This window comes from Allobosea sp. 01N443 (genome assembly GCF_056399325.1).
Map to the genome: position 1 here is coordinate 1 of NZ_JBFTRC010000037.1, position 26994 is coordinate 26994.

The following is a 26994-nucleotide window of genomic DNA, read 5'->3' on the forward strand; positions in this document are numbered from 1 at the left end:
CGCTCACGCTCTTCGCCGCCGCATCCTCGCAGGTCGATGCGATCGACACCGTCTTCACAAACTTCCGTGATGCCGATGGCTTTCGCGCCGAATGCATCGCGGCTCGCCGGGACGGCTTCACCGGCAAGATGGCGATCCATCCCGCGCAGGTCCCGGTCATCAACGAGGTCTTCGCTCCAGCGCCCGAGGAGGTCGCCAAGGCCGAGGCCATCATCGCCCTGTTCGCGGCCAATCCGGGTGTGGGCGTGATCGGGCTCAACGGCGAGATGCTCGATCGCCCCCATCTTGTCAGGGCACAGCGCCTGAAGGGGCGGGCTGAGAAGCTGGGTCGATGAACCTGGGAAACCGATTCTGAAGAATCGGTTTCCCAGGTTCGATCAGGGAACGCGGATCTGGCGGCAGTTGCGCTGTGTCGAGGACAGGCAATCCTGCGCCTTCCGCGCGCGATCGAGTCCGAAGAGCAGCCAGATTCCGGCGCCAAGCAGCAGAAGCGTGGCGATGATCGCAAGCAGATTGACGGTCATTCGCCAGTCGTCATCCTCGTCCGGCGGCCGCGGCACGGGCCCTGCTCAGCCGCCGGTCGGGCGGATGATCGAGAACAGGTGGTCGACCTCGGCATAGTCCGCATAGCCGCAGCGGGCGATCGGATGGGCCGCCGCCGTGTCGAAACGTCCGTCCCGGACATAGGCGTCATCCATGAAGATCCCGACGACCTGACCCAGCACCATCCAGCGCGGCACCGGCTTGTCGTCGAGATCCTTGAGCTGCTGGATGGAGAGCAGCTTGCACTCGAGCGCGGCCGGGCTGCCGGCGACACGCGGAGCCTTGACGAATCTTGACTCGGCCATTGCGAGCCCGGAATGCTCGTATTCGCTCGCCCCGCGCGGCAGCGGCGCCGATGTCAGGTTCATCTGCTGCGCCAGTGCCTTGGTGACCAGCGAGCAGGTGAACTCGCCCGTCTCCTCGATGAAGGAAACCGCGTCCTTCTTGTCCTCGGAGGAGAACATCACGATGTGCGGCCGCGACGAGACGGCGTTGAAAAAACTGTAGGGCGAGAGATTGATCTCGCCCTTGGCACTCAGCGCCGTGATCCAGCCGATCGGACGCGGCGTCACGATCGCCTTGAACGGGTCGTGCGGCAGGCCGTGGTCCTGGAGCGCGGTCGAGTAGATCATCGGCTCAGGCCCCGTAATTGCTGACGATGTCGGCGAGCACCGGCCGGTCCCGGTCGGCGGGGACGGTTTCGGGCGTGCCTATATGGATGAAGCCTGCCATGCGCTCATCATCAGCGAGGCCGAACGCAGAGAGCACGTCGCGGTCGAACGAAAACCAGTTGGTCAGCCAGGAAGCACCGAAACCCATCGCGTGAGCAGCCACGAGGATGTTCATGCAGACGGCCCCGGCGGAAAGCTCCTGCTCCCATTCCGGAATTTTGACATGAGGCCGCGCACGCGAGACCACGCCGATGATCAGCGGCGCATGGGTCAGGCGCTTCCGCTCGAACGCCACCTTCTCGTCGTCGGCATCAGGATTCCTGGCGCGAAACACCTTTGCGACCACATCGGCGGCCGTCTCGCGGGCAGCGCCCTCGAACAGAACGAAGCGCCACGGCGCAAGCTTGCCGTGATCGGGCACACGCGTGCCAATGGTCAACAGGTCGCGGAGTTGGTCGGCGCTGGGGCCGGGAGCAGACAGGAATTGCGGCGGCACCGAACGGCGCAGCTTGAGCAGGGCGAGCGTATCGGTCATGAGACTTCCGGGCGAGAGAAACGGCCGGCAGAGCCTATGGGGCCGCCAGCGCTATTGGCATCTGAACTAGTGGTTTGCCATGAAGAGGACAAGCAAGCCTGCTCAGACGCGGGCGCAAGGGCGTCAAGGACCATGAGCATGTTTGAATTGGATCGTTTCCAGAGACGGGCCCCGACCAGCGCGCCGTGCGCGCGAATGCTCGCGCGCCTGTCATCGGCTGCCCTCGCGCTGCTCCTCTCCCTAACGGCTGCGATCGCACAGATCGTTCCGCTGTCACCCTCGCCACCGAATATCCCGGAGATCTCCCCCCCGCCGGCGCCGGGAAGCACCGCGACGGTCGGCTCGGCCAATCTCAGCGCCAGCGCGCAATTCGCTAATGACCGCAAGCCGATCCGCTCCGGCCTCGTCTGGCGCGTCCTCGTCGAGTCCGTCGACGGCTCGCCGCCACGCATCGTCGCCCGCTCGAATGATGCGGAACCGGTGTTCTCCCTCGAGCCTGGCTCCTATGTGCTGCACGCGGCCTATGGCTTCGCCAGCGGCACCAAGCGGGTGGTGCTCGGCCCGCAAGGAACGCGCGAACAGATTCTGATCAGCGCCGGCGGCCTCACCCTCGCAGGCTCGATCGGCGAGACACCGATCCAGGCGGCGCAGCTTTCATTCTCGATCTTCGTGCCGTTGCAGGGGAACTCGGAAGGTCGCCTCGTCGGCAATGCCAAGGCAGGCGAGCTGATCCGCTTGCCTGAAGGCACCTATCACGTGGTCTCGACTTACGGCGATTCCAACGCGATCCAGCGCGCGGATGTGACCGTGGAATCGGGGAAGGTCACCGACGCCACCCTGCACCACCGGGCCGCGCGGGTAACGCTGAAGCTCGTCGCGTCTCCCGGCGGCGAGGCCTTCGCCGGCACCGCCTTCAGCGTGCTTACACCCGGCGGCGACGTCATTCGCGAAGCCATCGGTGCCTTCCCGCAAGTGATCCTGGCCGAAGGCGACTACGTGCTGATTGCACGTCAGGAAGGCCAGATCTTCTCGAAGGACTTCAAGGTCGAGAGCGGACTCGATCGCGATATCGAGGTCATCGCCACGAAGTGAACCCGTCCTCCGCCGGGAGGACCGCAGCCGCAATGCTCAGTTGCTGGCGCTGGGAGCTTCCGCGAGGCCGAGCTTGGCCCCTGTCAGCTCGGCGGCAATCCCGTCCGCGATTCTGACGGCGAGGCAGCGATAGCCCGCATCGACCATATGGAGCCCGTCCATGCCAACGAGTTCCTCGGCCGTGAACTGCTTTGATCTCGCCCAGCTCTTCATGATGCCGTAGCGCGGGAACACCGCAGCACCCTGCTCCTCCGCGACCTTTGCCAGGACAGCCCGGTAGTCGTCATATTTCGGATAGCGCTCTTCGCGCGGCAGCCAAGGCAGATCGATCAGGACGGTGTCGACATCGGCATCGCGGAGCTTGCGAATTCCCTTCCGCAGGATTTTCGCCAGCTTCTCCTCGCCGATGTCGCGGACGGCGTCGTTGACCGCCGTCTGCCAGATCACCAGCGCCGGCTTCTCTTCCAGGACCTCAGTGTCTATCCGCTGCAGCATGTCATAGGCCGACTGGCCGCCAACACCCTTGTTGACGACCTTGACCTCGGCCTCGGGCAGCCGGCGCTTGAGCTCGGCCTCGAGAACCGCGGGGTAACTGTGGCTGATCTCGCTTGCCCCGGCTCCGGCGGTGGCCGACGAACCGAGCGCAACGATGGTGAGCTTGCCTGTGTCCCGAAGAACCCGCTTGGCGGCCGGCAGCATCGGTTGGAAGGGAAACTGGGCTGCTCCCGAACGGCAGCGCAGATCGGCCCGACCGGCAAGCGTCAGGGGCCCGGCCTGAACGGAACTGGTGACAAGTGCGGTCGTCAGGATTGCGGCGCAGAACTGTGCAGCCCGGAAGCCGGCTTCTCTGCGGAACCACGGAGCGCGTTGGACTGATACCACGACAGGAAATTTCCTAGCACTGTCAGTATCGTAATGCCACCGAGACAAACCAGCAACTGAATGCTCAAGGCGAAATAGGTTTCCGCCAGAATGATCTGTCCGATAATCGCGAGGACGATACCGGTGCAAAAGATCTCAAGGGAATGCCGGCCCAATACTGCAAGTCGCCGCCCAACCACTCCGCAAACCAGCGCCGACTGCGCCGGCACGAAACGCACGAAGAGCCAGGTGAGAGCCGCCAGATGCAGCAGGCGGGTCCAGGCCAGATTGGTCTTGTCACTGCCGATCTGCAGGTTCTCGATCCATTCGTTCAAGGCGGTAATGCCAAACGGATTTCCCGCTGAAACCTTGATGATCAGGGCGAGCCCGACAACAGCAAATGCGAGGGCATCGATGATGGCTGACCTCGGCATGACGACGCCCATCTGCACACCGCGGCCGACCACCACGCCGAGCGTGAAGACGAGCTGCCAGGCGAAGGGATTGAAGAACCAGCCCGGCGTACCCGTATTCGGCAGATTCACCTCGAAAGTGACCGCGACCTGCCAGATCAACACCGAACCCAGGAGCGCCAGCGCAGGATTGAAGCGCACGGCCCGATAGATCAGCGGAAAGGCGGCCAGCAGCACGATATAGAGCGGCAGGATGTCGAGATAATTCGGCTGGTAGGTCAGCGTCAGCGCATCCACCAGTGCCGAGAGCGTGTCGTTGAAGAAGGGCTGGATATTGATCGCCTCGATATAGAGCGGGTTCTGGGTGGTCGTTACAGCCCGCGCCACAACCCCGCAGACGATCACGAAAACTGCGATATGGGCGATGTAGAGCGTCCAGATACGGCCGCCGATACGGAGCGCTCCCATGCCGAGACCACGGCGCTCGATGACCGAGCCATAGGCGAGCGTGGCCGAGACGCCAGCCAGGAGAACAAAGATGTCGGCCGCATCCGAGAAGCCGAAATTATGCGGCATCACGGCAGCAACGACGTTTCCCGGCATGTGATTGATGAAGATGACCAGCAGGGCGAGCCCGCGGACGGCATCGATCCGCATGTCGCGTCCCACCGGTCTCGCAGCCAGCGCACCCGCGCCGCGAAGAAGGTAGTGCCCGAAGGACGGGAAATGCGACACCAGCAGCTTCTCCGGAACGCGAGGAACACGGCCATCGGTGTTTCAGGCCAACCACCCGGACCGCCAAGGCCGGGCCAAGCATGAACGGATTCTGCTGATTCCGTTCATCTCACGTTCATATAACGCTATCGATGCGGCCGCCATGGGGAAGCGGGATCACATCTATGTGTCTCCGGAATATGCGCGGAAGATGGCAGCCGTCGCGTGCCTGCTGGAAAGCCGGCGGATCGATCAATCACGACTCCGCGACCGAGCGGGGCTTCGCCGTGAACGCCTTGATTCTATTGATATTCGAACGCGGCCTCGCATTGCCCCAAGGCAATGCCGACGCGAGCCAGCCCTAGAAGGGTGGCTCGGCGTGGACCAGTCTGCCGTCGATCAGCAGCCGCTTGATCGCAGAACTGCCCGAGGGTGCGACGGCCGCAACGACTTCCAGCCTGCTGCGTTCCGTGCGCTCGATCGCGAGCCCGGTCCCTTGCGGCACGAAGTAGCTCTCGAGCCCATAGGCGACACGCATTCCGTTGCGGGTTCGTGAGCAATCAACGATCCCGTTCTCCGCTCGCGGGCACACGCCAGTGGTGAGCACATGGCCCTCGATCACCACATCCGACCCGCTTGTCGGCGGCCTGATCTTGTAGGCTCCGACCGGCCGGGCGAAGCCATCGGTGCCAGGGGTGAGCTGCACATGGATGGGATCGCCGCGGCTGAAGTCGCGGTCCCCCTGGAGGCCGGCAAGATCGAGCGTGCTGATATCGTAATTCAAGATGACGTAATCACCTCGAAACAGGTCACGCGGATCGACTGGCGCCGTCCTCAACCTCACCTCGCTGCCGGAACGCAGGATGCGGGCTCGGCCTTCGACAAGCATCCCGATCGCGCCGCAGAGCACGATCATCGAGACGAGGGCCCGCAAGGTCGCCGGCACGCGGGCAACGATCCGGTCGGCGACGAGCGCGCCCATCACGCCACCTCCCCCACCGGCCGGGCAAGGCGCGCGAAGAGCCGTCGCGCACCACTGGCAAGCAGCAGCAGCACCGCGCCTGCGATCAGGAAGAACAGCGACTGGTCGAGCAGGCTGCCGATGGTCTGCCAAAGCAGGATCAGGATGGCGACACCGAACAATGCCGCACCGGCAACGACCAGACGCCGGACTCCGCCGATCGCTCCGGCGGCAATCAACCCCACGGCGCTCGCAAGGACGAGGCTCGCCACCACGACCTTGCCGGACAGGCGCATCGCACCACCCATCCAGAAGATCGTCGGCACCAAAAGTGCAAACAGGAGAGCGATGCCCAGAGGAACAGCAAAACGCCGCTCGCGCGCCAACGCAACGAAGGCGCACACGCCAGGGACAACGACGGCATAGGCGAGATAGACCGGCCAGCTCGCGTGCCCGCCCCGCGACCAGCTGGAATCGAGGATGCGGATCAGCTCAACATTGAGCACCACCATCAGCCCGAGCAGCCCCCAGGGCAGGCAGGCGCTCAGAAGAGTCGGCCCGCCGCGATCCAGCGCCACCGCACCGAGCACGATATAGGAGGTCGAGAGCGCGAGCCCATAGGCCAGGAGCCAGTAGTCGAAGGAGCCACGCAGCCAGTCACCGGGCACGAGCGCCAGCCAGCACGCGAGCGAGAGGACGGCGACATGATGCACGAGCCGGGCCCGGCGCCCCAATGCCAACCACAGCGCCGGCAGATAGCCGAGCAGGAAATAGAACTGGAGCGAGCCGCCGCTATCCTGCCAGCGCCCCCAGCTCCAGCTTGCCAGAGCGATGAACGCAACGATCAGAGCACCGTCCGAGCGCTGCAGAAACGCGACGGCCAATGCGCCGAGCGCGATCAGGAGCGCCCCCCCCGGCCAATCCGTCGGCAAATGATACATCTGGCCGACCAGAGCGACACCGGCGGCAAAACAGAGGACACCGCAGGTCGAGGCGGCATCAGCACCAAGCTTGGAACCTCGGATCTCGAGGCTGGCTGAAATCCCGAGAGCGACCACGATACTGRCCAGGATCATTGCCAGCTTCGTCAGCCGCGGAATCTCCTCCCAGTTCGCCGCGACGAAGGCTGCAACGCTTGCCGCGATGAGCAACCCGCCCAGCATTCCGAGCAGCCCCGGAAGCCGAAAGCCCCCGTCGCGCCGCAGCGAGCCACGAATTGCGGTCGCACTGTCGGAGCTGACAAGCCCCTCAGCGACCCAGCGACTCAAATCGGCTTCGAGCCGCTTGCGATAAGATCCCGTCAGCATCCCCGGCACTCTGGCATGCGGGGCCCGGATTTGGCGAGCCCCGCATGAACGAGCGTCTTCAGGATGCTGCCATCTCGGCCCTGCGGCGAACCAGATCCGGAGGCATCGCCTCGGTCGTGAAGGCCACGAGTGCCTCGTCCAGGCTCATCACCGTCTGCTGCTGGCTGCCGAGACGGCGCACGGTCACCGTGCGCTCCTCGGCCTCGCGCTTGCCGACGGCCAGAATCACCGGGACCTTGGCAAGCGAGTGCTCCCGCACCTTGTAGCTGATCTTCTCGTTGCGAAGATCGGCACGTGCCCTGAGACCCTGGTTCATACAGGCAATCGTGACCTGCTCGGCATAGGCATCCGCCTCGGAGGTGATCGGACAGACCAGGATCTGTTCCGGCGCGAGCCAGAGCGGAAAATGGCCGGCATGATGTTCGATCAGGATGCCGGTGAAGCGCTCCAGCGAACCGCAGATCGCGCGGTGCACCATGCTCGGCGTCTTCTTCTCGCCATCGGAGCCGATATAGAAGGCGCCGAAGCGCTCCGGCAGGTTGAAGTCGACCTGTGTCGTGCCGCACTGCCAGTCGCGCCCGATCGCATCGCGAAGGACATACTCGAACTTGGGGCCGTAGAAGGCGCCCTCACCCGGGTTGATCTCCGTCTTGATCCGGTTGCCGGATTGCCGGGCGATCAGATCCAGCACCTTCGTCATCACGTCTTCGGCGTGGTCCCACATCGCATCGGTACCGACGCGCTTCTCCGGACGGGTCGAAAGCTTGATGACGAGATCGTCGGTAAAGCCGAAATCGGCATAGACCGAGAGGATCAGGTCATTGATCTTCAGACACTCCGCCGCCAGGTCGTTTTCAGCGCAGAAGATGTGCGCGTCGTCCTGCGTGAAGCCGCGCACACGCATCAGCCCATGCAGCGCGCCAGAGGGCTCATAGCGATGGACCGCGCCGAACTCGGCGAGCCGGATCGGCAGGTCGCGATAGCTCTTGAGCCCATGCTTGAAGATCTGGACATGGCCGGGGCAGTTCATCGGCTTCAGCGCGAACATGCGCTGGTCCTTCTCCGGATCATTCGGATGCTCGAGCGCGCCGGCCGATTTCACCGCGAACATGTTGTCCTGATACCAGCCCCAGTGGCCTGAGGTTTCCCAGAGCGACTTGTCGAGGATCTGCGGCGCATTGACCTCCTCGTAATCGGCGGCGAGCCGCCGGCGCATATAGGCGATGATCTCCTGGAACAGGCGCCAGCCCTTCGAGTGCCAGAAGACGACGCCCGGCCCTTCCTCCTGGAAATGGAACAGGTCCATTTCCCGGCCGAGCTTGCGGTGGTCGCGCTTCTCCGCCTCCTCGATCTGCTTGAGATGCGCGTCGAGCTCCTCCTGCTTGGCGAAGGCGGTGCCGTAGATCCGCGTCAGCATCGGATTGTTGCTGTCACCGCGCCAATAGGCGCCAGCCACCTTCATCAGTTTGAAGGCGTTGCCGACCTTGCCGACCGAGGTCATGTGCGGCCCGCGGCAGAGGTCGATCCAGTCACCCTGAGCGTACATCTTCAGGGTCTGGTCTTCCGGGATCGCATCGACGAGCTCGACCTTGAAGGCCTCACCCTTGTCGCGGAAGAATTGCTTGGCCCTGTCGCGGCTCCACTCTTCCTTGGTGAAGGCTTTGTCGCGCGCGATGATCTCGCGCATCTTCTTCTCGATCGGCGCGAAATCCTCTGGAGAGAACGGCTCGTTCCGGAAAAAATCGTAGAAGAAGCCGTTCTCGATCACCGGGCCGATGGTGACCTGCGTGCCGGGATAGAGTTCCTGCACGGCTTCGGCGAGCACGTGGGCGCAATCATGGCGGATCAACTCGAGCGCGCGCGGATCCTCGCGGTTGAGGAACTCGATCTTCGCATCGCGGTCGATTGCATCGCCGAGATCGACGACGGTGCCGTCGAGCGCCATGGCGACGGTGCGCTTCAGCAGAGAGGGGGAAATGCCGCCGGCAATCTCCTTTCCGGTGATGCCGGAAGGAAACTCGCGCGTGGCGCCATCAGGAAAGGTCAGGGAGATCGTCATCGATCGCGCTCCTGCTCACTCGGGGAAACGAACCCCGTAAGCCAAGGCCGGATACTGTTCGGGGAAACGCGTGAAGACCCGCATCCGGTTCAAGGGCTTCACGCTTTGCGAAGCGCCGAGTGGGATCGAGCCGATTTCGCCCGCCTCGCCTATACCAGCCGGCAGCCGCAGGCAATCGATGTAGCAGGATCACTCGTCGAGCGGAGGCGGGGCATTCACGCCGCGCCAGCGACCATAGGACCAGGGCTGGTACCAGGCGGAGTTCGGCGGCAATTCCTCGCAGACGAGATCGATGCCGCTGGTGCCGAGCGGCGTACAGCGGCAGATCCGCGCGGCACCGATCCAGCCACCGCGCCAGAGCCCGAAGCGCTGGATCGCCTCATCCGTGTAACTCGAGCAGCTCGGCCAATGCCGGCATTGGCGTCCAATCAGCATCGAGATGCTCAGCTGGTAACCGCGGATCAACCAATGCGCGCCAGAACGTGGTGCACGCGCAAAAAGACGTGACAACACGCGCACCGATGTCATTTCATCATTCTTCGTCATTACCTGTTTCATTTTGAGATTCGCTCATGCTTTGCTCCGCTCCGCGATCGGCCTCCCGTTTCCGCATCGGCGCGACCTCCATTCTGGTTCCCGCTGCCTTGCTTTTGTCGCTGACATCAGCGCCTGCCCAGCAGCGGAACAGCCTCCTCTGGCTTGAGCCCGGCAAGATCGATGTCGCCAAGATCATCGGCCTGCCCCCGGCAATGAACTCGCCCGAGCACAGGAAGGAGTTCGAAGAGGTTCTTCAGATCACGCTGAATCGGACGCCGGAGCGCGAGAAAGCCGCGATCGCGGATCAATATCAGACGCTCAATCGCTTTCTCGAAGGCAYGGGAATCGACGCCCACCTCTCCGAGCACCGCGAGGTTCGCCTGCTTTTTCGCGAAGCGAATATCGAACTCGGCATCGTGCTCCTCAGCGTGCGCCGCCTGACGTCGCGGACGCGGCCCTTTGCGATGTGGAACAAGGTCAGGGTCAAGCCCTGCCCCGGCGGCAGGCCGGAAGGGACCTCCTTCCCCGCCGGCCATGCCGCGACTGCCGCACTCTATGCCGCACTGCTCAGCGATGCTGCCCCGGAGCTGAAGGACAAGTTCGCGGAGCGCGTCACAAGCTATGGCGAGAGCCGGCTGGTTTGCGGCTTCCATTATGCCAGCGACCTCGTGGCGGGCGAGAAGGTCGGCCGACACGTTGCCGATGCGCTTCTGGCGGACCGAGCCTTCAGGCAGCGCTTCGACGAAACACGTCCCGAAATCCGAAAGTCGCTGGGGCTCACCTGAGCGCCGCAACCTTGGCTGCCGGCGCCGCGGCCTCGCGCGCCGCCTCGATCTGACCGATCGCGTCGACCACGGCATCGAAGGTCAGCATGGTCGAGGCATGGCGTGCCTTATAGTCGCGCACCGGCACCAGAACGGCGAGATCGCTCCACTTGCCCGCGGGCGGCTCGGCATTCTCCTTCAGGATCGCACGCGCCTGCTCGCGAACCGCGCGAAGTTCGCCGGCCGTGGACCCGATGACCTGGCGCGCCATGATCGAGGAGGACGCCTGCCCAAGCGCGCAGGCTTTGACGTCATGCCCGAAGCCGGTGACGACATCGCCGTCCATCGTCAGATCGACGGTGACGGTGGAGCCGCACAGCCTGGAATGCGCGGTCGCAGTCGCGTCCGGCGTCGGCAATCGCTCGAGCAGCGGGATGTTTCCTGCCAGTTCCAGGATGCGTTTGTTGTAGACGTCGCTCAGCATGACTTGGTCCTCGCCGGCTCTGGAATGACCGGCGCGCGGTTCCAATATAGGGTGGAACGCCTGCGTGCGGGAGATGGGTGGCGCCCGATGATGCCGCAGGAGCAGAACTTGTCGCAATTCTTACGAGGCGACGCGATGTCACGGCGACCCGCCGAATCTGCATCGCTAGGCCTTGGGACACGAACCGTAACGGGAGGCACCACATGATCCCTGTGGTTAAGTCCTTGTCCGTCGAGAGGGCTCTCAGCCCCTCCGCTGACAAGTTTCCAGACAGGCGTCCGACCCAGGAGCAGGCCGAGGAGGCTGTGCGTACCCTCCTTCTGTGGGCGGGCGACGACCCCTCCCGCGAAGGCCTGCTTGAAACGCCGCAGCGCGTCGCCAAGGCCTACAAGGAATTCTACAGGGGCTACTCCGAAAATCCCGACGAGATCCTCGACCGGGTCTTCGAGGAGGTCGACAACTATCAGGACATGGTCCTCGTCCGCGACATCCCGTTCCATTCGCATTGCGAGCACCACATGGTGCCTTTCGTCGGCAAGGCGCATATCGGCTACTACCCCGCGAAGGGCGTTGTCGGCCTGTCGAAGCTGGCCCGCATCGTCGATGTCTACGCTCGGCGCCTCCAGACCCAGGAGGCCATGACGGCGCAGATTGCCCGGATCATCGACAAGGCGCTCGAACCGCGCGGCGTCGCCGTTCTGGTGGAGGCCGAGCACATGTGCATGTCGATGCGGGGCGTGCTGAAGCAAGGCTCATCGACGCTGACCACGCAATATACCGGCGTGTTCAAGGACCCTGCCGAACAGGTCCGCTTCTTCACCATGGTCAAGTCACCTGGCCTGTAGGATTGGCGCGACGCAGCATTGGCGATAACCACCGCCACCATGATAAGGGGCGCCTCGCGAGATGCGCCCTGTCCTGCTGCGGAGCCGCCAATGTCCAGCTTCCCCGTTTTGTCCGACAAGCATGCGCTCGAGGAAGGCACGACGCTGGCGCCGCGCTTCGACACCAGCGGCCTCGTCACCTGCGTGACGACCGACGCCGAGACGGGCGAACTCCTGATGGTCGCCCATATGAACGCCGAAGCCCTTCAACGCAGCATCGCGACGGGGGAAGCCTGGTACTGGTCGCGCTCGCGCAAGGAGCTCTGGCACAAGGGCGCCACCTCCGGACAGGTCCAGACCATCCTCGAGATGCGCGTCGACTGCGACCAGGATGCCATTTGGCTGAAGGTGAAGGTCGCGGGCGATGGCGGGTGCTGCCACACGGGCCGGCACTCGTGCTTTTACCGGGTGAAGCCGCTGCGCGATGCCGCAGTCGAACCTCTCACCTTGCTCGCCACGTGATGCAGGGCCGCGTTGGCAATCCTTTCACCAATCTAACATTTTTCTGTCAAATCCGCTTGTTAGGCGCAACCGTCGCGCGTGTGATTCAGGTTCTCCTCACTTTCTCGCGAGACGATGATCCACCCGCGGAGGGTCGGGATCATGTTATGGGATGGTATTGCTCGACGGGCCTTTGGAATGGGCGGCGGCGTGGCCTCTATGAATGACCTTAGTATCGAACCGCTGCTGCGGCGCAGCAGCAGACCARGGATCGGCCTTGCTCTCGGTGGTGGAGCTGCGCGCGGCTGGGCCCATATCGGCGTAATCGAGGTCCTGACGGAAGCGGGCTTCGCCCCCGATGTCATTGCCGGAACATCGATCGGCGCCGTGGTCGGCGGCTGCTTTTCCGCGGGAAAGCTGCCGGCGCTGACCGAATTCGCGATGGGCCTGACCAAGCGCCGTGTCGTCGGACTGATGGACTTCCACATCGGTGGCGCGGGCCTCATCTCCGGTGGTCGCCTGAAGCGCCTGCTTGAACGCGACCTTGTCGGCATCCGCATCGAGGCCCTGCCGCAGCGCTTCGTCGCAGTGGCGACAGAACTCGGCACGGGCCACGAAATCTGGCTGACCCATGGCCCACTCGTCGAGGCCCTGCGTGCCTCCTACGCGCTGCCCGGCGTCTTCGATCCGGTGAAGCTCGGCGGGCGCTGGTTGATGGACGGCGCCCTGGTCAACCCTGTGCCAGTCACCGCCGCACGCGCGCTTGGCGCCGATGTCGTGATCTGCGTCAACCTCAACAGCGACCTCTCGGGACGCGGCACCACCATCCAGAACCACAGCTCGGATCCGGACCCCGAACCCCTGCCCGAGCTCGACATTCGCCCGACTTCGCGCTGGCTGGACGGCATCAGCGGTGCGGCACGGCGCATGCGCGGCTTCCTTGGCCGCGCCAGCAACGATCAGCCCGGGCTCGCCGGCGTGATGGTCGATGCCTTCAACATCACCCAGGATCGCATCTCGCGCTCGCGGCTGGCCGGCGATCCGCCCGACGTCATGATCGGGCCCAAGCTCGCCAAGGTCGGCCTGTTCGATTTCCATCGGGCCGATGAGGCCATGGAACTCGGCCGCGTCGCCGCACGGCGCGCGCTCGACGAGATCGCGGCCATGGTCGCGAGCAATCACATCGCGGCCGACTGATCCGGGCTGCTCGCTCTGCAGGGCAGACCGGCCTCAGGCCATCGCGATGTAATCCCGCATGGCCCGGCTCTCGGCCTCGATCTCGGCGACACGGTGCTTCACGACGTCCCCGATCGAGACGATCCCCGTGACCCGCCCGTTCTCAAGCACCGGAACATGGCGGAAGCGGCCCACCGTCATCAGCTCCATCAACTCATCAACGCTGGTCTCATGGCGGCAGGTAACGACCTTGGCCGTCATGATCCGCGAGACCGGGCTCTCCAATGCGGCCGTCCCAGTTTCGGCAAGAGCGCGGATGATGTCTCTTTCGGACAGGATTCCGAGCAAGCTGCCGTCGGCGCCAGCGACCACGACTGCGCCGATACGCTTCTCGCCAAGCGTGCGGATTGCCTCGGCGAGCGTACGATGCGGCTGCACCGAGATGACATCGTGCCCCTTGTTACCGAGAATCTGCGCGACGTTCATGAACGCGTTCCTCCTGTTTGGCGCACCATCGCCCTGGCGCGCGAAATCAACGGGAGCGTTGCCCGGCCGATGACGGGTCAAGTCGCCAAAGAGGCCGTCGCAAGCCCTTCGCAGAACCGGGAGTGTGGGCGAAGACCGGGGCGACGGCAAGGCGAATGGCGCGAAGCCGCGGGCAGATTGGCGGCTTCGGGCCCCCTCAGCGCCGTACCGCGCCGCGATCGAGCAGCGGGAACAGCAGCAGTCCGACGAGAAAGCCGCCGATATGCGCCTCCCAGGCAATGCTGGTGTCCTCGCCCAGGATCGGAACCAGCCCGGCGCCGAACAGGAAATTCGTGGCGAACCAGATCACGATGAAGATCAGGGCGCGTGGATTGCGCCAGAGATGCCCGAAAGGTTCCGCAGGAATCGAGCGCACCACGGCGTCATCCGCCAACCCACCAAAGCGCAAGCCAGGTGCGAAGACGAAGCGGATCGCGGCGGCAGTCGCCCCTGAAACGGCCGCCGAGGCGCCAACCAAAGGCAGCACATCGAGATCGCGTGACCACCAGTGCAGCAGAGCGCCGCCGATCGTCGAAAGCGCCATCAGATTGAGAAAGCGCCCGGTTCCGAGGCGACGCGCCACCGGACTGCCGAAGGCCGCAAGCCAGACGACATTTGATAGCAGATGCACCCAGGAGCCGTGCAGCAGACCATAGGTGAGCAAGGTCCAGAGGCGTGGGCCGCCATCGGCAATCAGCAACCGCACAAGCTGCAACCGGTCCGCCAGATCCTGCCCGGCCATCCTTTGCGTCAACTCGGCGAGCATGTCCTGCGCACGGCTAGGGTCGAGCCAGAGGCTCAGCCGTGCCGGCACGAAAGCGAGCCAGGACATCAGGACGAAGTCGTCATATTCCGACAGCACGGAGCGCCCGGCCTGGATCAGCGCGAGTGCGGCGATCAGCCAGACGACGGCGGATGGCAGGTTCAGGATCGGTTCGCGCTCTGGCGGGGCCGACGGGCCGGCAGGAATCTGGGACATGCTACGCAACCCTTGCCGAAGCTGCACCTGCGAYGCAAGCCGGCCGATGCTTCCTTTTGCGCGGGCCGAATGAAAAAGGGGAGAGCCACCGGCCCTCCCCCTTCTCGGCTGTGGCCCTGCCGCTGCGCGAAGCATCGGCAGCACGGTCACGCCCCCCATTCACCCCGAATGACCCCAGGGCCCACCTCGCGGCCGGCCCTCGAATTGGCTTGCATTTGATAAGCATTTTAACGGGTTATCCACAATGCTAAGATTTCGTTAACCCTAACGAGCCTGCGCCCGTCGTCCTGTCCGCCCCCCATGGCAAGACGGCATGCCCACTGCGTCTCGCGATTCGGCAGGGACCGAAACGTCCCGCGCTCTGACGAATATGTGTCCTTACGACACGTATTCGGACTTGCGGCGTACGCAGACAGGACAGGATGTCAGAATGAAAAACATGAGCACCCGCCTTGTGTTCGATTACTGGGACGTGCTGCGCGGCGAGCGTTCCGCGCCGGAACGGGGCGAGATCGAGCCAGGTGCGCTGYGTCATGCCCTCGCCGACACGTTCGTTCTCGAGAATGAGCCGATCGGGCCCGTCTTTCGGCTGGCCGGCACGCGGCTCTGTGCGCTCTTCGGCAGCGAACTGCGCGGACGCGCCTTTGCCGCACTCTGGCCGGACGTGGAAGCCCAGGGCGAAATGCGCCGCCTCGTGCAAACCGTGATGGATGAATCCGCCGGCGCCGTCGCTGGCCTCTCGGCCGAGACCATGAACGGCTCTCCGGTCTATCTCGAACTGCTGTTGCTGCCGCTGCGCTATCGCGGTCGGACCCATGCACGCGTTCTCGGGGCGCTCTCGCCCGCCCTGACGCCGGAATGGCTTGGGCTCGACACCTTGGCCTCCATGCGCATGATCTCGCTCCGGATGCTGTGGCCGTCGGCCCATAGCCAGCGTGCGCCTGAACCCGTTGCACGCGTCATGCCGCCAAAATTCCTGGTCCTTCCGGGCGGCAGAAACTGAAGATCTAACGTATCGTTAACCCTCCCGCCGCTAGGGTCGGCCCAAATCAGGCTGATCCGATGCTTAGTGCGCAGCACACCTCCCGTCCGGCCATCCGCCCTGTCGAGCGCAGGCGGCATCAGCGTATGAAGGTCGTGCTGCTCGGACGCTACATGCTTCCGAACCGCATGGAATACCCTTGCCAGACGGTCGACATCTCCCCGGGCGGCCTGCATCTCGTCGCCCCCGCCAAGGCCCATCCCGGCGAACGGGTCATCGTCTATCTCGAACATCTCGGCCGTATTGAGGGCATTGCCGTCCGCACCACGCTGGAAGGCTTCGCGATGACCATCACCGCGACCAGCCGCAAGCGCGAGAAATTCACCGCCCAGCTGACATGGCTGGCCAATCGCGATGAACTGGGACTGCCGGAGGATCGGCGTCACGAGCGCATCATTCCGCGCAATCCCCGCTCGATGCTGACGCTCGATGACGGTTCGGAGCACGTCGTGCGGGTGATCGACATCTCGTTGTCGGGCGTCGCCTTTTCAACCGAGCAGCAACTACCGATCAACACGCCGGTCAAGATCGGCGGCACGGCAGCCAAGGTCGTCCGCCGGTTCGATGGCGGCTACGCGGCGGAGTTCCGCTTCCCGCTCTCTGCCGATGTGCTCGACGAGAATCTCGAGCTCTGATCCGGGCGGCCCATCGCCCCCTCTCTCTTTCAAGACATCGTCTCATGCATGACGCCCGGGCGTCAGCGTGGTCTGGCTGTTTCGGGACCTAGGCCGGGGTGTCAGCCCGTCGATGTCTCAACGTGCGGCGTCGGGGCGACGCGCTGAAATCCAAGCGCCATGCCGGAGCGCCCCCCACATGGGCTCGTCTACGGATTCCGGCCGTACGCCTCGCCTGAGCGGAGTGTGACATGAGGGACAGCTCGCTGCCCTCAGTCGGGGGCGCGCCTCGTCGCGTTTCCCCACAGCGTTAATGAAACCTGCCCACAACATTCAGACCTGCCACAGTTAACGAATCGAGAACGCAGCGCTCACATTTCTTACTTCGGCATTTGGCGTTGATTTATACTGTCAGATGATCCGAATACGTAGCGCCTGATTACATAAAATTGCTTGTTTCCATTTCAAGCGACATCCATCTGCCTCACGCATCGTCTGCCCCAGGGACAGGAAAGGGGACGACATGCTTTCTATTCATCGGGGTACAGTTCTGGCTGCGCTGATCGCAGTTGCTGGAATTTCATCGGTTCAGGCCCAACAGGTTGCGGCTCTACCGGCCGCCGCCATGCCGATTGCAGCTTCGGGCGATGCCCGGGCGCCTTATGCCTGGACGGATTTCTGCAAGCGCAATCCGGTCGAATGCGCGGTCAATACTCAGGAGCCCGAGCGTGTCGAGATGACGCCAAAGCTCTGGAAGACGATTATTGCTCTCAACAACAAGACAAATCGGGAGATCGAAGCGATCACGGACCAGGACCACTGGGGCGTCGTCGATCGCTGGGACATCCCGACCGACGGCAAGGGCGACTGCGAGGATTACGCCCTGCTCAAGCGCAAGCGTCTTGCCGAAGCCGGTGTGCCCCGTCGCGCCATGTTGATGACCGTCGTGATCGACGAGGAAAATGCCGGCCACGCCGTGCTGATGATCCGTACGGATCGCGGTGATTATGTGCTCGACAACAAGCGCAACGCGATCCTGCCGTGGAGCCAGACCGGCTACGTCTACGTCAAGCGCGAGTCGCAGTATCAGACGGGTTGGACCTCGCTCGGCGGACTCTCGACGCCGACTGTCGCTTCGGCTCGCTGAAGACGAACAAGATTGGCCGCAGCACCAGGCTGCCGCGGCCACATGGACGGCGAGGCTCGGTCACGTCCCCACCCCACCCCGTCCCCAGGCCGGGTTTCGCCATAGGGCCGACGCTTCCCCCCGAGGCGTCGGCCCGTCTCGTTTCCGGCCCTGGCCGGTGCGGTTGGATGATCGGACCAGATATCGTACCCGGACCGAGGATCTGAACTTCTGCGTGTGCGCCGGCCTTCCTGAAAACCGCAATCCGCCCTTCGGGCCGCTGCTTCAGCCGATCTGCTTGAGCCCGACGGCAAACTGCTTCCAGCGCGCGACATAGGCACGGGCCGAGCCTGCAATGCCGGCAATCGCCGCCTCGTCGAGCGTGCGGATGGCGCGGGCGGGAGACCCGACGATCAGCGAGTTCTCCGGAAACTCCTTGCCCTCGGTCACGAGAGCATTGGCGCCGACCAGGCTGTTGCGGCCGATTTTCGCGCCGTTCAGTACCGTCGCGCCCATCCCGATCAGGCTGTTCTCTCCGATGATGCACCCATGCAGGATCGCCCGGTGGCCGATGGTGCAGCCGGCTCCGACGCGCAGCGGCGAGCCCATATCGGTGTGCAGGACGCAGCCCTCCTGGATATTGCTGCCTTCGCCGATTTCGATCCATTCATTGTCGCCACGCAGCACTGCGCCGAACCAGATTCCGACGCCGGCTGCGAGCTTCACCCTGCCGATCACATGCGCATCGGGCGCAAGCCACCACTGGCCTGCGGCGGGGCATTCGGGGGCAGTCCCGTCGAGCGAATAGAGCGGCATGGGCGGATCATCCTTCTGCAAACCTGCCGCGAGGATTGCAGGTCGGCCGGCCGCCCCGTCAAGCGCCGCCGACGTAATGCAGCAGGTCGAGCACCACGCGCCCCGAGGCGACGCTCCAGAGAGACGCCCCCATGCTCGCCAGCATGACGAAGGCAAAGGGCCGGCCATCGCTGCGGCGGCCCCTCACGGTATTGCGAAGGATGAGAAACGGCGCGCTGAAGACGACGACCGGCACGCTCGCGACCGCGGCCAACCCTCCCGTCTGCAGCAGTTGAAAATCAGCACGCTTCTCGGTGAACAGCTCGAAGGCGCTCGCCATCAGCCCGGCAAAGGCAAAGCCGATGAACAGGGACTGGAGTGCCTCGACGGCAGCGGGTTCGATACGCAACGTCACGGCTCCGGGCGAGAACGCACCTGCACTGTGCCGCATGGTTTACGAAGTGTGAAGAAATCTCGTTAGCGATGGTTAACCCTTGCGCCGCGCGGCAATCCTCGCGCAATCCGCATGGTTTACGGAGCATTAAGGCGCGTCTGATTCAGTCACTGGCACCTGTTATCGAGGTGCTTGGATCTTGACCGCATACGCGCACCATTCGCCCCAACGCGCCGCCGGCCTCACGACCGTGGTCCGCGCACGCCTGAATCGGCCGCCGCCGCCCCTGCCTCGCGCTGACGGCGCGCTCTGGAAGGCGGCCGGCGCGATCCTGCTGGTTGCCGCCGCAGCAACCGGATACGCTCTCTACGGCCATCGCCTGGCGGCAGCTCCTGTGACCCAGCACCAGCCGGCGCGCGTCGGCCAGGTCTCGCTTCTGGTTCCCCAGGATCTGGCCGGCTCCGAACAGGAAGACAGCGAGCGGGTGGTCGGCATGACCCGGCTGCGTCTCGACTGGCCGAGTTTCGGTCCCGTGACCGCCCAAAGCCGACGCAAGCTACTGGTMACGTTGAGCCCGCCCGACAAGGTCAACGAGCCGGCGACACAGCTCTCGGTCTATGCCCGCTTCCTGACTCCGACGGTCTGGTCCAATCCGGGCGGGCTTGTCGTACGCGGGTTCCGCAAGGGCTCACCCTATGAGGGCGACGAGCTCTACGTTTCGGTCCCGGATGGGCGAGGCTTTGCAGCGCGCTGCCCGGTGAACACCGGCCCCGCCCCTCTCGACGAACTCTGCCGCGTCACCTTCCGGCATCGCGGACTTGACGTGAACATCCGCTTCCCGCGCGCCGTCATCGCCGACTGGGAGCTGATGGTCGGCGGCGTCAGGCGCACCATCGATGGGATGATGCGCTGAGCCGCTGATGGCCCTCAGCCTTCGAGATCGACGTCGAGGATCGCCATGGTGAAGTTGAACGAGCGGTCGCCATCCTCGTCGTCGACATGGATGATGCCGATGAACTCTTCACCCAGATAAACCTCGGCGGAATCGGTCTTCTTCATGCGCGCCCGCACGCTGATGCCATGATTGGCGAAGGTGCGCCGAAGATAGGCTTCGAGCTTGGCGAGTTCTGTCTTGTCCACTGGTTGGTCCTTTCAGAGTGGCGGGACGGATGCCATGGCCGGGCTGCGAGGGCAAGCGAAACGCTGTCACGCCCGCGTTCAACCTGAGATCCGGGCCTCGCGCTGCGTCACGCTCGCATGGCAGCGCTTGCTCCTGCATATCTGCCGCCCTCGCGGTGATCGTGCCATGTTCCATCCCCCACATCGCCAATGATGGATTGCCCGATGACGCCCTGGCTGCCCGCTGCCCTGAATTATGTCTCGAGCTGGCTCGAATTCCAGCGCCGCCATCACGATCAGCCGGGCTGCGCCGTGGCCATCGCGAGCGGCCAGAAGATCGTCCTGGAGGCTGCCTTCGGCAGCGCCGACATCGAGACCGGAGAAGCGTTGACGCCGCGCCACGGCTTTCGCATCGCCTCGCATTCCAAGACGTTCACGGCAGCCGGGATCCTGCGACTGGTCGAGGCGGGCCGCATCAGGCTCGATGACAAGGTCGGCAGCTTTGTCACCGGCCTGCATCCTGACGTCGCCGCCGTGACCCTGGCGCAACTGCTCTCGAACAGCGCCGGCCTGACCCGAGATGGCGCCGACAACGGCCAGTTCTTCGACCGCAAGCCCTATCTCAGCAAGGACGAGCTGCTCGCCGATCTCTCGGTTGCGCAGCCCTTTCCGCCCTCGCAGCGCTTCAAATACTCGAACCATGGCTTCGGCCTTCTCGGCCTCGTCATCGAAGCCGTGACGGGCCAGGCCTATCGTGACTGGATTGCCGCCGAGGTCGTCGCACCTGCGCAACTCAGCGAAACCCGCCCTGATATCGGGCTCTGGGCAGACCGCCCCATGGCCAAGGGTCATAGCCCCAGAATGCCTCTTGGGCGCAGGGTGGTCATTCCCGGAGACAACCCCGGACACGCCATGACCTCCGCCGCCGGCTTCGTGGCTACTGCCGCAGACGTCGCGCGTTACTTCGCGCAGCTTTCACCGCAGGCAGAGCGCAGCATCCTGTCTGCGCTCAGTCGCCGCGAGATGAGCCGCCGTCTCTGGCCCGACGACGAAGCCAGTCTTGGCCGCCATTACGGCCTTGGCACGATTTCCGGCGGACATGGCGACTGGAAATGGTTCGGCCATTCCGGTGGTTTCCAGGGCTTCATCACCCGTACCGTCGTCCTGCCGAAGCAGGACCTGACGATCTCGGTCCTGACCAATGCCATTGACGGGTTGGCCCATCAATGGCTCGACGGCATCCTCCACATCGTCCGGACATTTTCCGATGAAGGTGGCCCCTCACCCGAGACCGAAGGCTGGGTTGGGCGCTGGTGGAGCATCTGGGCCTGCGGCGATCTCGTCCCCGTCGGCAACAAGGTGCTCTGCGCCAGCCCGGCCCTCTTCACGCCCTTTCTCGACGCGGGAGAGATCGCGGTCGAGGCTCCTGACCAGGGTCGCCTGAGCAAGGCGTCGGGCTTCAACAGCCCGGGTGAGACAGCACGCCTGGTCCGCGACAGCACCGGCGCAATCGAGTCGATCTGGCTCGGCGGCGCGCATCTCGTCTCCGAGGCTGCGCTGCGCGCCGAGATGCTTGATCGCTATGYGAAGCGCAGCGGCTAGCTCATCGCCCCGGGTCTCGTATCCGGTCCGATGAGCTGATCCTCCGTGTTTGCATCGGTCCGAAACCGCGTTCGACGCTTCGGGCCGGCGCATGAGGTTTCGGCGCCGGTACGCACCTGCCCGCCGGCCGCCACTCGTCAGCGCATGAAGTGCAGCTTCGTGAAGCGGCTGCGCAAGGCCGTGACATCCCGTGCAACGGCCTCGGCGGGCCGAGCTCCGCTCAGACCTTCAGCGATATAGCCGGCGAGCTCCGGCATGTCGGCAGCTGTCATGCCGAAGCGCACGATCTCGGGCGTCCCGAGCCGCAGGCCGTTGACATCGCCTGCGACGGGCGCGATCGGCAGGCCGATCCCGCAACTCAGGATGTTGACCTCGCGCAGCCGTTTCGCGGCCGCCTGCCCGCCGCCGTAGGGGGCCGCCTCGATGGCGAACTGATGCGATGTCGTGATGCCGCGATCGCGCGCGAAGACCGGGACCTGCCGTTCGACAAGGGCATCGGCCAGCGCCTTCGCGGTCTGCGCCATCATCTGCGCATAGGCGCGGCCATGCGCCTTCCAGTCGAGCAGCGTAATGGCGAGAGATGCCGATTTTGCCGCGTCGAAATTGGCGGTCAGACCGGGATAGGCGATGGCATCGAGCTTCCTGGCAAGGTCGGCGTCATTGGTGACGATCAGGCCCGAAGGCGGACCGCCCAGGCTCTTGTAGGTGCTCATCGTCATCAGATGCGCTCCCTCCTGCAGTGGTTGCTGCCAGGCATGGCCGGCGATCATGCCGGACATATGGGCGGCATCGAACAGCACGATCGCTCCGACCTCGTCCGCGATGGCGCGGATCTCGCGGATCGGATGCGCGAACAGGTTGAGGCTGCCGCCGATGCTGATCAGCTTCGGGCGGAGACGCAATGCGTCCTCACGCAGCCTGCCGAGATCGACCGTGTAGTTCAGCGCGTCGACCGGCGCGGGATGGGTGATGACGCCGTAAAGCCCGGCCGCGCCAGCGCCATGATGAGTGACATGCCCGCCGATATCGCCCGGTGGAGCGATGATGCAGTCCCCCGCCTTCGCCACCGCCATGAAGGCATAGAGATTGGCGATGGCACCCGACGGCACCCGGATTTCTGCGTAGCGGGCACCAAAGACCTGTGCCGCGAGCTCCGCGGCAATGATCTCGATCTTCTCGATCGCCTCGAGCCCCATCTCATATTTGTCGCCGGGGTAACCGAGCGAAGGCCGCGCGCCCAGGCCGGCCGAGAGCGCCGCCTCCGCTTTCGGGTTCATGATATTGGTTGCGGGGTTGAGATTGACGCAATCGCGCTCGTGGATCGCGCGGTTCTCCGTCGTCAACGCCTGGATCGACCGCTCGGTCGCATCGAGATCCTGCAGGGCGACGGTCTCGGCGACCGTGAGCACGTAGTCCTCGCTTGCCGCTGGCACCCAGTCGCGCCTGCCCAACGCCGCCATGTCCGTTTCTCCATCCGGTCGAACCGCAACGCGCGGTACGCCGTGATTGGAGCCGTTTGCCGCAGGTGGCGCAAACGAGTTATCGTCGCCGCAAGACAGAGAAAATCTAAGGCTCCGACAGGTCGCCATGCCCGTGACGCCACCACGCCCCCGTCTGCCCCCACTCAACGCGCTACGTGCCTTCGAGGCCGCCGCGCGCTGCGAGAGTTTTGCCAAGGCAGCAGAGGAACTCGGAGTGACGGCTGGCGCGGTGACGCAGCAGATCCGACAGCTGGAGGCAGCGCTCGGGGTCCAGCTGTTCCGGCGGTTGCCACAAGGTGTCGCCTTGACGCCGGCTGCCCGTGCGGCGCTGCCGCGCCTCAGCCGCGGCTTTGATCTGCTGGCATCGTCGATGCTGGAACTGGGCGGAGGGCATGAGAGCCGCACGCTCACCATCGCCGCCCTGCCCTGCATCGCCCAGCTATGGCTCTCACCGCGTCTTGCCGGGCTTCAGCAAGCGTTCCCCGGATTGCAGGTCTCGGTCTCGGCCATGGAGCAACCACCGAACACAAGGCACGAGCTTTGCGACATCGCAATCTTCTATCTTGGGGATGGCAAGGCCGCTCCATCGGCGCTCGTGCTCGACCCTGATGCGATCACACCGGTCTGCTCTCCCGCCGTCGCATCCCGGCTCCAGACCGTTGCCGGCCTCGCTGATGAGACCCTGCTGCACGACGCGGTCTGGCGCGGCGACTGGGCGCGCTGGCTGGCCTCCATCGACGCCGGTGAGAGCGTCGATCCGGCGCGTGGCCCGTCATTCTCGCTCTACAGCGTCGCGCTCGATGCTGCGCTGTCGGGTGCTGGCGTGCTGATGGGCCGGCTCAGCCTGCTCCAGCCCTATCTTGCCGATGGTCGGCTGGTCGCGCCGCTTGGACCTGCGTTGACGACACCGGACCGGATGACCCTGCTGTTGCCGGCACAAGGTCACCCCCGCCGCCAGGAGGTCGCGGATTGGCTGCAGGCGTCAGGACGGATTGGTGCTCAGATGTGAGCGCCGCAGTCGCCGGCGAGAATCTGATCCATGGAGCGCGACGGCTCGGCGCAGCCCGCTTCCCCGACTACCTTTGCGGGTACGCCGGCAACGGTGGTGTTGCGCGGCACCGCAGTCAGCACGACTGAACCGGCTGCGACACGGGCGCATTTGCCGACTTCGATATTGCCGAGGATCTTGGCGCCGGCGCCGATCAGGACCCCCTTGCGGATCTTCGGATGGCGGTCGCCGCTCTCCTTGCCGGTGCCGCCCAGCGTCACGTCCTGCAGCATCGAGACGTCATCCTCGATCACAGTCGTTTCGCCGACCACGAGGCCCGTTGCATGGTCGAGGAAAATGCCCTTGCCGATGCGCGCCGCGGGATTGATGTCGGTCTGGAATACTTCGGAGGAACGGCTCTGCAGATAAAGCGCGAAATCGCGACGCCCCTGGTTGAGCAGCCAATGCGCCAGCCGGTGGCCCTGCAGGGCGTGGAAGCCCTTGAAGAACAGCACGGGCTCGATCAGCCGCTTGCAGGCCGGGTCACGGTCGAGCACCGCAAGAACATCGGCGCGCATGCCCTGGGCGATCTCGGGGTCGGCAGCGATGGCCTCGGCAAAGGCCTGCTCGATCAGATCCGCCCCGAGAGCGGGATGCGCGAGCCGCGCCGCCACGCGATGGCCGACCACCGCCTCGAAACTCGGCTGGTTGAGAATCGACGACAGAATCAGGCTGCCCAGCGCTGGCTCGATGCCGAGCGCCTGTTCGGCCTCGCGCCGCAGCCGAGTCCAAACCGGATCGACCCTGTCGAGCCCGGTGACCGGGTGGCGCGATTCTACGACGGAGCGCCCTGACGGCATGATCGTTCTCCGGAATACGGTGTGTTTCAGAACCGCACTCTAGCACGGCGCCATGCTGCAATGCCAAACAAGAACGCTGCCTTGCCCTGCCTGGACCGCAGGGAAACCGGCATCAAACCTGGGATATCCGCCCCAAACCGTTGCATCCGCCGGCATGTCATCGCGGGGCGATGAAATCGTCGGCTCAGAGCCATCTGAGGAAATCGAGCACGGCCTGCTTGTGGGTCTTGTCCCCAACTGCGAGGTTGTGATCGCGCCCCTCGATCGCGAAAGCCTCCGCATTCGGAATGAGAGCCGCGAGTTCCTGCCCGGAGCCCGCGACATCGTCCTTGGTTCCGACGCTGACCAGGGTCGGCATCGCGATGCGGCCGACCTCGTCTGGCGTGAGCGTCTGCCGCGACCCGCGAATGCAGGCTGCGAGTGCCTTGAGATCGCTCTTGTTGGCGTCCGCAAAGGCACGGAACATCCGCTGCATCGGGTCGCTCAGGACATCGAGCGAGGGAGCCTCCATCGCATCCGCAATGCCGAGCGGCAGGCCGACGCCCTCGACAAGATGAATGCCGAGCCCGCCGAGCAGCAGCGAACGCAGGCGCTGCGGATGGGCAAGCGCGAGATGGGCCGAGATGCGCGCGCCCATCGAATAACCCATCACGTCCGCCCGCGCGATCTCGAGGTGATCCATCAGGCGGCGCACATCCTCCGCCATGATGTGCGAGGAATAGGCCTCCGGCTCATGCGGTTTGTCGCTCTGGCCGTGGCCGCGATTGTCGAGCGCAACGACACGGTAACCCGCATGGGTCAATGTCTTCGTCCACTGCGTATTGACCCAGTTGACCATGTGGCTGGAGGCAAAGCCATGGACCAGGATGATGCTCTCGCCGCGCGGCGCGTCATTGGTCGGGGCGAGGTCGATGAAGGCGAGATTGACGCCGTCCGAGGAGAATTTCTGCATGGCACGTCGCGGAAGCTGCGGGGGGTCTTCACCTGCCATGCAGGAGCGACTTTGTGTAGCTGTGTTTCCGCCGCTTGCCTATGAAGGCTGATATGAGCCACGCTGAGACGGCCCCGACATCGTCGCTTCCACGCCGCCGGATCGACCTTGTCGATCTTGCCCGCGGCCTCGCTCTGCTGGCGATGTTCGTCTACCACTTCGCCTATGATCTTTCCCATTTTGACCTGATTGCAACCGATGTCCCCGCCCATCCCGGCTGGAGCGCCTTCGCGCGCCTGATCGCAGGGTCCTTCCTGACCATCGTCGGCTTCAGCCTGGTGCTGGCGACGCGCAGGGGCGTGAACCTGTCCGCCTATTTCCGCCGGCTGGCCATGGTCGTAGGCGCCGCGGCGCTGGTCACGATCGCGACCTGGTTCGCCATGCCGGAGAGCTTCATCTACTTCGGCATCCTCCACAATATCGCGCTCTCCAGCGTGCTCGCCCTGCCCTTCCTGCGACTGCCGGCCGCTGTCCTGCTCCTGTTCAGCGCCCTGTTATTCGCGCTGCCACTGCTTCCTGCGCCGCAAATGCTCGATCAACCCTGGCTGCTCTGGCTCGGCTTCGCTCATGTCTCCGGGGCAACCGCCGATTTCGTACCGATCGTGCCCTGGTTCGGATGCGTGCTGGCAGGCATGGCTCTCGGAAAGATGGCGCTCGCCAGGCAGGGAAGCTGGAGCCACTGGCAGGCGCGCTCGCTGCCGGCCCGCGTCATCGCCTGGGGCGGGCGGCACAGCCTCAGCGTCTACCTGCTGCACCAGCCGATCTTCATCGGAGTGCTGCTCATCGTCATGCGGCTGGCCGTCGGCCCCGAGCAGGAAGCGCGCCCGTTTCTGATCTCCTGCCTGCGCAGCTGTGTCAGCGCCGAAACCTCGCTGCAAGTGTGCGAGAAGGCCTGCAATTGCGCGATCGATGGCCTCAAGCGCGACGGACTCTGGCAAAAAGTCCTGTCAAACACGCTCACCCGGGAGGAAAGCGCGCGCACCGGATCGATTGCAGGTGCCTGCTTCCGGGCGCCCTGAGGCGCTTGCGCACACTG

31 protein-coding genes are annotated in these 26994 nt (G+C 64.6%); 13 read left to right on the forward strand and 18 right to left on the reverse strand.

Annotated elements, in window-relative coordinates; all coding sequences use genetic code 11:
• Positions 1 to 335: HpcH/HpaI aldolase/citrate lyase family protein (locus AC1DRP_RS12140; RefSeq protein ID WP_476768591.1), on the forward strand; the 335-nt coding region annotated here is incomplete at its 5' end.
• Positions 336 to 377: 42 nt separating this feature from the next.
• Here AC1DRP_RS12140 and AC1DRP_RS12145 read toward each other — a convergent pair.
• Genes AC1DRP_RS12145 through AC1DRP_RS12155 form a run of 3 tightly spaced genes read right to left on the reverse strand, consistent with a single transcriptional unit; the run spans position 378 to position 1749 of the window.
• Complete coding sequence (locus AC1DRP_RS12145; RefSeq protein WP_441491387.1) at positions 378 to 524, reverse strand: hypothetical protein; 147 nt, start codon at positions 522 to 524, stop codon at positions 378 to 380.
• 45 nt (positions 525 to 569) lie between these two features.
• Positions 570 to 1175 (reverse strand): flavin reductase family protein, encoded by a 606-nt coding sequence (locus AC1DRP_RS12150; RefSeq protein ID WP_441506153.1) that lies wholly within the window; start codon positions 1173 to 1175, stop codon positions 570 to 572.
• A 4-nt stretch (positions 1176 to 1179) separates the two neighbouring features.
• The gene (locus AC1DRP_RS12155; protein ID WP_441506154.1) at positions 1180 to 1749 is read right to left on the reverse strand and encodes a nitroreductase family protein; all 570 of its coding nucleotides are present in this window, start codon (positions 1747 to 1749) and stop codon (positions 1180 to 1182) included.
• 195 nt (positions 1750 to 1944) lie between these two features.
• On the opposite strand from AC1DRP_RS12155, the gene AC1DRP_RS12160 reads away from it, so the two are divergent.
• Positions 1945 to 2841 carry a hypothetical protein gene (locus AC1DRP_RS12160; RefSeq protein ID WP_476768592.1) on the forward strand — a complete coding sequence of 299 codons (897 nt, stop codon included), beginning with the start codon at positions 1945 to 1947 and terminating at the stop codon, positions 2839 to 2841.
• A gap of 36 nt (positions 2842 to 2877) precedes the next feature.
• Here the strand turns inward: AC1DRP_RS12160 and AC1DRP_RS12165 are convergent, their stop codons facing one another.
• The 6 genes from AC1DRP_RS12165 to yidD form a co-directional block, all read right to left on the reverse strand.
• A complete protein-coding gene (locus AC1DRP_RS12165) occupies positions 2878 to 3723 on the reverse strand; it encodes an SGNH/GDSL hydrolase family protein (RefSeq protein WP_441506155.1) in 846 nt (281 codons plus the stop codon).
• Complete coding sequence (locus AC1DRP_RS12170; protein WP_441491392.1) at positions 3645 to 4850, reverse strand: OpgC family protein; 1206 nt, start codon at positions 4848 to 4850, stop codon at positions 3645 to 3647. The genes AC1DRP_RS12165 and AC1DRP_RS12170 overlap by 79 nt, the downstream gene beginning before the upstream one ends.
• 340 nt (positions 4851 to 5190) lie before the next feature.
• Entirely contained in the window at positions 5191 to 5811 is a 621-nt protein-coding gene (locus AC1DRP_RS12175; RefSeq protein WP_441506156.1) for a GDYXXLXY domain-containing protein, read from the reverse strand.
• On the reverse strand, positions 5811 to 7097 hold the full coding sequence (locus AC1DRP_RS12180; RefSeq protein ID WP_476768593.1) for a DUF2157 domain-containing protein: 1287 nt from the start codon (positions 7095 to 7097) through the stop codon (positions 5811 to 5813). The genes AC1DRP_RS12175 and AC1DRP_RS12180 overlap by 1 nt, the downstream gene beginning before the upstream one ends.
• A gap of 58 nt (positions 7098 to 7155) precedes the next feature.
• Complete coding sequence (gene thrS / locus AC1DRP_RS12185) at positions 7156 to 9156, reverse strand: threonine--tRNA ligase (protein WP_441506158.1); 2001 nt, start codon at positions 9154 to 9156, stop codon at positions 7156 to 7158.
• Positions 9157 to 9345: 189 nt separating this feature from the next.
• Positions 9346 to 9684: a membrane protein insertion efficiency factor YidD gene (gene yidD, locus AC1DRP_RS12190; RefSeq protein WP_476768603.1), complete on the reverse strand. Its 339-nt coding sequence runs from the start codon at positions 9682 to 9684 to the stop codon at positions 9346 to 9348.
• Between the two features lie 44 nt (positions 9685 to 9728).
• On the opposite strand from yidD, the gene AC1DRP_RS12195 reads away from it, so the two are divergent.
• Entirely contained in the window at positions 9729 to 10478 is a 750-nt protein-coding gene (locus AC1DRP_RS12195; protein ID WP_476768594.1) for a phosphatase PAP2 family protein, read from the forward strand.
• On the opposite strand, the gene AC1DRP_RS12200 is transcribed toward AC1DRP_RS12195, so the two are convergent.
• Entirely contained in the window at positions 10471 to 10941 is a 471-nt protein-coding gene (locus AC1DRP_RS12200) for an iron-sulfur cluster assembly scaffold protein (RefSeq protein ID WP_441491397.1), read from the reverse strand. The genes AC1DRP_RS12195 and AC1DRP_RS12200 overlap by 8 nt on opposite strands.
• A 203-nt stretch (positions 10942 to 11144) precedes the next feature.
• Between AC1DRP_RS12200 and folE the strand changes: the two genes are divergently transcribed.
• The 3 genes from folE (at position 11145) to AC1DRP_RS12215 (ending at position 13463) form a co-directional block, all read left to right on the forward strand.
• On the forward strand, positions 11145 to 11786 hold the full coding sequence (gene folE / locus AC1DRP_RS12205) for a GTP cyclohydrolase I FolE (protein ID WP_441491398.1): 642 nt from the start codon (positions 11145 to 11147) through the stop codon (positions 11784 to 11786).
• Between the two features lie 90 nt (positions 11787 to 11876).
• On the forward strand, positions 11877 to 12287 hold the full coding sequence (hisI, locus tag AC1DRP_RS12210; protein ID WP_441491399.1) for a phosphoribosyl-AMP cyclohydrolase: 411 nt from the start codon (positions 11877 to 11879) through the stop codon (positions 12285 to 12287).
• A 198-nt stretch (positions 12288 to 12485) separates the two neighbouring features.
• Entirely contained in the window at positions 12486 to 13463 is a 978-nt protein-coding gene (locus AC1DRP_RS12215) for a patatin-like phospholipase family protein (protein ID WP_476768595.1), read from the forward strand.
• Between the two features lie 33 nt (positions 13464 to 13496).
• Here AC1DRP_RS12215 and AC1DRP_RS12220 read toward each other — a convergent pair whose 3' ends face one another.
• Entirely contained in the window at positions 13497 to 13928 is a 432-nt protein-coding gene (locus AC1DRP_RS12220) for a CBS domain-containing protein (protein ID WP_441491401.1), read from the reverse strand.
• A gap of 196 nt (positions 13929 to 14124) precedes the next feature.
• On the reverse strand, positions 14125 to 14946 hold the full coding sequence (locus AC1DRP_RS12225) for a rhomboid family intramembrane serine protease (protein ID WP_441491402.1): 822 nt from the start codon (positions 14944 to 14946) through the stop codon (positions 14125 to 14127).
• Positions 14947 to 15385: 439 nt separating this feature from the next.
• Here AC1DRP_RS12225 and AC1DRP_RS12230 point away from each other — a divergent pair, with 439 nt between their 5' ends.
• The 3 genes from AC1DRP_RS12230 to AC1DRP_RS12240 all read left to right on the forward strand — a co-directional run bounded on the left by AC1DRP_RS12230 (position 15386) and on the right by AC1DRP_RS12240 (position 17749).
• Positions 15386 to 15949: a PAS domain-containing protein gene (locus AC1DRP_RS12230; RefSeq protein ID WP_476768596.1), complete on the forward strand. Its 564-nt coding sequence runs from the start codon at positions 15386 to 15388 to the stop codon at positions 15947 to 15949.
• Positions 15950 to 16008: 59 nt separating this feature from the next.
• Positions 16009 to 16623 (forward strand): PilZ domain-containing protein, encoded by a 615-nt coding sequence (locus tag AC1DRP_RS12235; protein WP_441491404.1) that lies wholly within the window; start codon positions 16009 to 16011, stop codon positions 16621 to 16623.
• 502 nt (positions 16624 to 17125) lie between these two features.
• Entirely contained in the window at positions 17126 to 17749 is a 624-nt protein-coding gene (locus tag AC1DRP_RS12240; protein ID WP_069880063.1) for a transglutaminase-like cysteine peptidase, read from the forward strand.
• 264 nt (positions 17750 to 18013) lie between these two features.
• Here AC1DRP_RS12240 and AC1DRP_RS12245 read toward each other — a convergent pair whose 3' ends face one another.
• Together AC1DRP_RS12245 and AC1DRP_RS12250 are read right to left on the reverse strand one after the other, a co-directional pair.
• Entirely contained in the window at positions 18014 to 18544 is a 531-nt protein-coding gene (locus AC1DRP_RS12245; RefSeq protein ID WP_441491405.1) for a gamma carbonic anhydrase family protein, read from the reverse strand.
• Between the two features lie 58 nt (positions 18545 to 18602).
• Positions 18603 to 18932, reverse strand: a complete 330-nt coding sequence (locus tag AC1DRP_RS12250; protein ID WP_476768597.1) for a DUF6949 family protein — start codon at positions 18930 to 18932, stop codon at positions 18603 to 18605.
• Positions 18933 to 19116: 184 nt separating this feature from the next.
• Between AC1DRP_RS12250 and AC1DRP_RS12255 the strand changes: the two genes are divergently transcribed.
• Positions 19117 to 19830 (forward strand): hypothetical protein, encoded by a 714-nt coding sequence (locus tag AC1DRP_RS12255; protein WP_441491406.1) that lies wholly within the window; start codon positions 19117 to 19119, stop codon positions 19828 to 19830.
• A 14-nt stretch (positions 19831 to 19844) separates the two neighbouring features.
• Here AC1DRP_RS12255 and AC1DRP_RS12260 read toward each other — a convergent pair whose 3' ends face one another.
• Positions 19845 to 20057 carry a DUF3126 family protein gene (locus AC1DRP_RS12260; RefSeq protein WP_441491407.1) on the reverse strand — a complete coding sequence of 71 codons (213 nt, stop codon included), beginning with the start codon at positions 20055 to 20057 and terminating at the stop codon, positions 19845 to 19847.
• A 204-nt stretch (positions 20058 to 20261) separates the two neighbouring features.
• Between AC1DRP_RS12260 and AC1DRP_RS12265 the strand changes: the two genes are divergently transcribed.
• Positions 20262 to 21638 (forward strand): serine hydrolase domain-containing protein, encoded by a 1377-nt coding sequence (locus AC1DRP_RS12265; RefSeq protein WP_476768598.1) that lies wholly within the window; start codon positions 20262 to 20264, stop codon positions 21636 to 21638.
• Positions 21639 to 21775: 137 nt separating this feature from the next.
• Here AC1DRP_RS12265 and AC1DRP_RS12270 read toward each other — a convergent pair whose 3' ends face one another.
• The gene (locus tag AC1DRP_RS12270; protein WP_441491409.1) at positions 21776 to 23098 is read right to left on the reverse strand and encodes a serine hydroxymethyltransferase; all 1323 of its coding nucleotides are present in this window, start codon (positions 23096 to 23098) and stop codon (positions 21776 to 21778) included.
• Positions 23099 to 23225: 127 nt separating this feature from the next.
• Between AC1DRP_RS12270 and AC1DRP_RS12275 the strand changes: the two genes are divergently transcribed.
• On the forward strand, positions 23226 to 24128 hold the full coding sequence (locus AC1DRP_RS12275) for a LysR family transcriptional regulator (protein WP_441506162.1): 903 nt from the start codon (positions 23226 to 23228) through the stop codon (positions 24126 to 24128).
• Here the strand turns inward: AC1DRP_RS12275 and cysE are convergent.
• Positions 24119 to 24967 carry a serine O-acetyltransferase gene (gene cysE / locus AC1DRP_RS12280; RefSeq protein ID WP_441491411.1) on the reverse strand — a complete coding sequence of 283 codons (849 nt, stop codon included), beginning with the start codon at positions 24965 to 24967 and terminating at the stop codon, positions 24119 to 24121. The genes AC1DRP_RS12275 and cysE overlap by 10 nt on opposite strands.
• A gap of 184 nt (positions 24968 to 25151) precedes the next feature.
• Positions 25152 to 25919 (reverse strand): alpha/beta fold hydrolase, encoded by a 768-nt coding sequence (locus AC1DRP_RS12285; RefSeq protein WP_069880057.1) that lies wholly within the window; start codon positions 25917 to 25919, stop codon positions 25152 to 25154.
• Positions 25920 to 26011: 92 nt separating this feature from the next.
• Between AC1DRP_RS12285 and AC1DRP_RS12290 the strand changes: the two genes are divergently transcribed.
• Complete coding sequence (locus tag AC1DRP_RS12290) at positions 26012 to 26977, forward strand: heparan-alpha-glucosaminide N-acetyltransferase (protein WP_441506164.1); 966 nt, start codon at positions 26012 to 26014, stop codon at positions 26975 to 26977.
• Positions 26978 to 26994: the final 17 nt, after the last annotated feature.

Coding starts and splice junctions, on each gene's coding strand:
- AC1DRP_RS12200 (WP_441491397.1), bottom strand. CDS start 10,941: ATGCTGAGCGACGTCTACAACAAACGCATCCTGGAACTGGCAGGAAAC.
- AC1DRP_RS12285 (WP_069880057.1), bottom strand. CDS start 25,919: ATGCAGAAATTCTCCTCGGACGGCGTCAATCTCGCCTTCATCGACCTC.
- hisI (WP_441491399.1), top strand. CDS start 11,877: ATGTCCAGCTTCCCCGTTTTGTCCGACAAGCATGCGCTCGAGGAAGGC.
- AC1DRP_RS12155 (WP_441506154.1), bottom strand. CDS start 1,749: ATGACCGATACGCTCGCCCTGCTCAAGCTGCGCCGTTCGGTGCCGCCG.
- folE (WP_441491398.1), top strand. CDS start 11,145: ATGATCCCTGTGGTTAAGTCCTTGTCCGTCGAGAGGGCTCTCAGCCCC.
- yidD (WP_476768603.1), bottom strand. CDS start 9,684: ATGACATCGGTGCGCGTGTTGTCACGTCTTTTTGCGCGTGCACCACGT.
- AC1DRP_RS12175 (WP_441506156.1), bottom strand. CDS start 5,811: ATGGGCGCGCTCGTCGCCGACCGGATCGTTGCCCGCGTGCCGGCGACC.
- AC1DRP_RS12275 (WP_441506162.1), top strand. CDS start 23,226: ATGCCCGTGACGCCACCACGCCCCCGTCTGCCCCCACTCAACGCGCTA.
- AC1DRP_RS12225 (WP_441491402.1), bottom strand. CDS start 14,946: ATGTCCCAGATTCCTGCCGGCCCGTCGGCCCCGCCAGAGCGCGAACCG.
- AC1DRP_RS12145 (WP_441491387.1), bottom strand. CDS start 524: ATGACCGTCAATCTGCTTGCGATCATCGCCACGCTTCTGCTGCTTGGC.
- AC1DRP_RS12270 (WP_441491409.1), bottom strand. CDS start 23,098: ATGGCGGCGTTGGGCAGGCGCGACTGGGTGCCAGCGGCAAGCGAGGAC.
- AC1DRP_RS12235 (WP_441491404.1), top strand. CDS start 16,009: ATGCTTAGTGCGCAGCACACCTCCCGTCCGGCCATCCGCCCTGTCGAG.
- AC1DRP_RS12245 (WP_441491405.1), bottom strand. CDS start 18,544: ATGCCGCTCTATTCGCTCGACGGGACTGCCCCCGAATGCCCCGCCGCA.
- AC1DRP_RS12240 (WP_069880063.1), top strand. CDS start 17,126: ATGCTTTCTATTCATCGGGGTACAGTTCTGGCTGCGCTGATCGCAGTT.
- AC1DRP_RS12150 (WP_441506153.1), bottom strand. CDS start 1,175: ATGATCTACTCGACCGCGCTCCAGGACCACGGCCTGCCGCACGACCCG.
- AC1DRP_RS12160 (WP_476768592.1), top strand. CDS start 1,945: ATGCTCGCGCGCCTGTCATCGGCTGCCCTCGCGCTGCTCCTCTCCCTA.
- thrS (WP_441506158.1), bottom strand. CDS start 9,156: ATGACGATCTCCCTGACCTTTCCTGATGGCGCCACGCGCGAGTTTCCT.
- cysE (WP_441491411.1), bottom strand. CDS start 24,967: ATGCCGTCAGGGCGCTCCGTCGTAGAATCGCGCCACCCGGTCACCGGG.
- AC1DRP_RS12290 (WP_441506164.1), top strand. CDS start 26,012: ATGAGCCACGCTGAGACGGCCCCGACATCGTCGCTTCCACGCCGCCGG.
- AC1DRP_RS12220 (WP_441491401.1), bottom strand. CDS start 13,928: ATGAACGTCGCGCAGATTCTCGGTAACAAGGGGCACGATGTCATCTCG.